This window comes from Gordonia otitidis NBRC 100426 (assembly GCF_000248075.1).
In the GTDB taxonomy this organism is placed as follows: domain Bacteria; phylum Actinomycetota; class Actinomycetes; order Mycobacteriales; family Mycobacteriaceae; genus Gordonia; species Gordonia otitidis.
Window position 1 is genome coordinate 1 of sequence record NZ_BAFB01000142.1, and the last position, 3,838, is coordinate 3,838.

Here is a 3,838-nt window from a genome sequence, read left to right on the forward strand (position 1 = left end):
GCTGCCACGCGCTTTGACGTCGGCCTGGGCCCGGTCGTCGGTGCGACCGCGACACGGTGAACGGTCGTTCCAACAACCCCGTCTCCCAGCAACCAGCAACCCCGTCCTCCAGCAACCCCGTCGAGTCGGATCGCCGCATCGCTGGACACTTCCATTCCACTAACCTACGATGGCGTAAGTTACGGGAACGTAGGCGTAGGCGCCGCCTGCCGACGGTCCCGTCGAGCCGACCATCCGCGACTAGTGAGGACGCCATGGCCATCACCGACATTCCGGAGTACGCGCACCTGAGCAAGGCCGATATCGAAGAACTCGGCCGCGAGCTCGACAAGATCCGCGCCGACATCGAGGCCGATCGCGGTGAACGGGACGCGCGATATCTGCGCAACACCATCCGTTTCCAGCGCGGTCTCGAACTGGTCGGCCGCGGGCTCATCTTCGGCTCGACCCGGCGGTCGTGCTGGTGGGCGGGGGCAGCTGCCCTCGGCGTTGCGAAGATCGTCGAGAACATGGAACTCGGTCACAACGTCATGCATGGGCAGTGGGACTGGATGAACGATCCGGAAGTGCATTCCACGACGTGGGAATGGGACAACACCGGTCCGTCGGCGCACTGGAAGCACACCCACAACTACATCCATCACAAGTACACCAATGTGCTCGGTATGGACGACGACGTGGGCTACGGACTGCTCCGCGTCACGCGAGATCAGCGGTGGCGTCCGTTCAACTACGGCAACCTGGCCTACAACACACTGCTCGCGGTGTTCTTCCAGTGGGGTGTTGCCGCACAACATCTCGAGCTGGGCAAGAAGCGTCGGACGCCGGAGGCGAAGGAGGAGTTCCGGCGCGATCTCGCCGACGTCGGCAAGAAGATCGGCCGCCAGGTGACCAAGGACTACGTGATCTACCCGGGGCTCGCGGCAGCCGGAGCCGCCGCGCTGACCAAGGGCGACGTCGGTTCGGTCGGGCGGGCGTTCGGCAAGGCGGCCACGGCGAACGCACTGGCCAACGTGATCCGCAACGTGTGGAGCAATGCGGTGATCTTCTGCGGCCATTTCCCGGACGGCGCAGAGAAGTTCACCAAGCAGGACGTCGACAGTGAGACGCAGGCCGAGTGGTATCTGCGGCAGATGCTGGGATCGGCCAACTTCCGGTGTGGTTTCCTGCTCGCGTTCATGAGCGGAAATCTCTCCTACCAGATCGAGCACCACATCTATCCCGACCTCCCGAGTAATCGGCTCGCCGAGATCGCGGTGCGTGTGCAGGCGCTGTGCGACAAATACGATCTGCCGTACACGACGGGTTCGTTCCCGCTGCAGTACGCCAAGTCGTGGCGGACCATCGCCAAGCTCTCCTTGCCGGACAAGTACCTCAAGGCAACCGCCGATGACGCCCCGGAGACCGCGTCGGAGCGTCGTTTCAAGTCCGATCTGCCTGAGGGTGCGCGTCTGCACGCGGTGCTCGATCCGGTCAGTGGTCGTCGGCGCGGGCTGCGCACCGCCATCCGGTCCCTGCGCGATCGCCGGCGTCGTGGCAGCACCGCGCCTTCTCCCAGTGCGACAGCGACATCGCGCGCTGCCTGATCGTGAACCTGCCTGCGCATGACGTGTGGGCGCGACTCGTCACGCTACCGGCGGATACTCGTCGGTAGCGTGACTGTCGCGCATCAGGTGAGTGCGACATAATGGAGTGCAATGGCTATCACCGACATCAACGAATACGCACATCTCACCGACGCGGATGTCGATGCCCTGGGCGCTGAACTCGATGCTCTTCGACGCGAGATCGAGGCTGAGCGTGGCGAACGAGACGTCCGCTATCTGCGTCGCACGATCCTCGCGCAACGGGCGCTCGAGGTGGCGGGCCGACTCGCTCTGTTCGGCTCGCATCGGCGGTCGCTGTGGTTGCTCGGAACCGGTTCGCTGGCGTTGGCCAAGATCATCGAGAACATGGAACTCGGCCACAACGTGATGCACGGCCAGTGGGATTGGATGAACGATCCCGAGGTGCATTCCACCACCTGGGAATGGGACATGGTGTGCGCGTCTCCCCACTGGAAGCACTCGCACAACTACATCCATCACAAGTACACCAACGTCGTCGGCATGGATCACGACGTCGGCTACAAGATCCTGCGTGTCACCCGCGACGAGCCGTGGGAGCCGCGTCGTGCTTTCCAACCGCTGGCCAATGTGTTCCTGGCGGCCACCTTCGAGTGGGGGATCGGCTTGCACGATCTCGCACTCAAGGAGGTCATCTCGGGCGAGAAGCCGAAGGAAGTGGCGATACCGCAGATCAAGGAATTTCTGCGCAAGATCGGCAAGCAAGTGGGCAAGGACTACGTGCTGTTCCCTGCGTTGACCGGTCCCAACTTCGTGCACACGCTCACTGCCAACGCCACTGCGAACGTGATCCGTAACCTCTGGGCCTACGTCGTGATCTTCTGCGGCCATTTCCCCGATGGCGCAGAGAAATTCACGGTCGACACCCTCGACGACGAGACGCCTGGCCAGTGGTACCTGCGGCAGATGCTCGGCTCCGCGAACTTCAACGCCGGCCCGGCGATGGCGTTCATGTCGGGCAATCTCTGCTATCAGATCGAGCATCACCTCTATCCGGATCTGCCGAGCAATCGCCTCGCCGACACCTCGGTGCGCGTGCGCGAACTCTGCGACAAGTACGACCTCCCGTACACCACCGGATCGCTGTGGGTGCAGTACCTGAAAACGCTCCGCACGATCAACAAGCTCGCGCTGCCCGATCGTTTCCTTCGCGATACGGCCGACGACGCGCCCGAGACGGCGTCCGAGCGTCGGTTCACGGGCCTCGATCAGGCGATGGGTCTCAAGACCGCGCTGGGTGAGGTGCGTCGACGGCGGCGGTTGCGTCGTCGAAGCCGACGCTAGTTCCTCGTCCAGTCCAGTCCTCTTGCTCAGCGTCCGGTTGCCGTCCACGCGCTGGTCGCGCGGGCGAGCGGGCGTGACGCCAGTGCAAGGCCCGCGATGCAGGCCGCGGCGATCGTCACCGCCCACGGCGCGAGATCGTGAATGACGAGGACACCTCCCACCACCGCGCCGAGAAACATCGCCGCGATAGAGAGTCCTCGACGTCCCGCCTTGCTCCCGCTGCCCGTGCCGGCGCGGCTGTCGCCGAAGACACCAGTGATCGTCAACGTGAGCACTGTCGTCGTCAGGTCGGGCACGGCCAGCCCCCGAGCCACCGCGTTCTGTAAGCCCATCGCTGCCGAGACCAGCGCGATCAGGGCGGCGGATGCCGCGCGATCGTAGGGATGCGGACACGTCCACGCGACGACGGCGGCGGCCACCATCAGTGCGCACTGCCCGACGAGTGCCGTGCGCAGTTGCTTGCCCCGATGGGTGTTGTGGATGCGTAGTATTCGGCCGCCGATCGCAGCGCCGCAGGCGAAGGTCAGGAGCGAGGTGATCGACGCCCACGCCGCGAAACCGGCCGCGCCCGCCAGACCGAAAGCCAGGAACACGACGTTTCCGGTCATATTCGCCACGAACACGCGACCCAGCGCGAGATAGCTGAAGGCGTCGACGACGCCTGTCACGAATGTCATCGCAAGCAGCAGTGCGGGCAGCGGTCCGTGCTTGCCGTCCGCAGGCGGTGCGATCGTTTCCCATGCTTCCCTGACGTGGATGTTCATGGTGGTCGTCATGCTCGTCTCCTACCTCGTGCCTGCCGCTCGTGTACCCGCCGGTCGCGTACCGGTCGGGCGAGTACTTTCGGGCGACTCCTACGTGGCAGCCGCGCGCAAACGGCTGTGCGCGACGACGCCCTGTATCGGATGGTCGCGTTCGGTGATGGCGAA

At 64.5% G+C, this 3,838-nt stretch carries 3 protein-coding genes; 2 read left to right on the forward strand and 1 reads right to left on the reverse strand.

The window, feature by feature from the left end:
* Positions 1-254 precede the first annotated feature (254 nt).
* On the forward strand, positions 255-1,586 hold the full coding sequence (locus GOOTI_RS14460) for a fatty acid desaturase family protein (RefSeq protein ID WP_007239347.1): 1,332 nt from the start codon (positions 255-257) through the stop codon (positions 1,584-1,586).
* Between the two features lie 111 nt (positions 1,587-1,697).
* Positions 1,698-2,909 (forward strand): fatty acid desaturase family protein, encoded by a 1,212-nt coding sequence (locus GOOTI_RS14465; protein ID WP_007239348.1) that lies wholly within the window; start codon positions 1,698-1,700, stop codon positions 2,907-2,909.
* 26 nt (positions 2,910-2,935) lie between these two features.
* On the opposite strand, the gene GOOTI_RS14470 is transcribed toward GOOTI_RS14465, so the two are convergent.
* Positions 2,936-3,685, reverse strand: coding sequence for a YoaK family protein (locus tag GOOTI_RS14470; protein WP_007239349.1), 750 nt, complete (start codon positions 3,683-3,685; stop codon positions 2,936-2,938).
* Between the last annotated feature and the right edge of the window lie 153 nt (positions 3,686-3,838).

What these genes read in the sequence shown, in the direction of transcription:
- GOOTI_RS14460 (WP_007239347.1), top strand. Translation starts at nt 255, where the DNA reads ATGGCCATCACCGACATTCCGGAGTACGCGCACCTGAGCAAGGCCGAT.
- GOOTI_RS14465 (WP_007239348.1), top strand. Translation starts at nt 1,698, where the DNA reads ATGGCTATCACCGACATCAACGAATACGCACATCTCACCGACGCGGAT.
- GOOTI_RS14470 (WP_007239349.1), bottom strand. Translation starts at nt 3,685, where the DNA reads ATGACGACCACCATGAACATCCACGTCAGGGAAGCATGGGAAACGATC.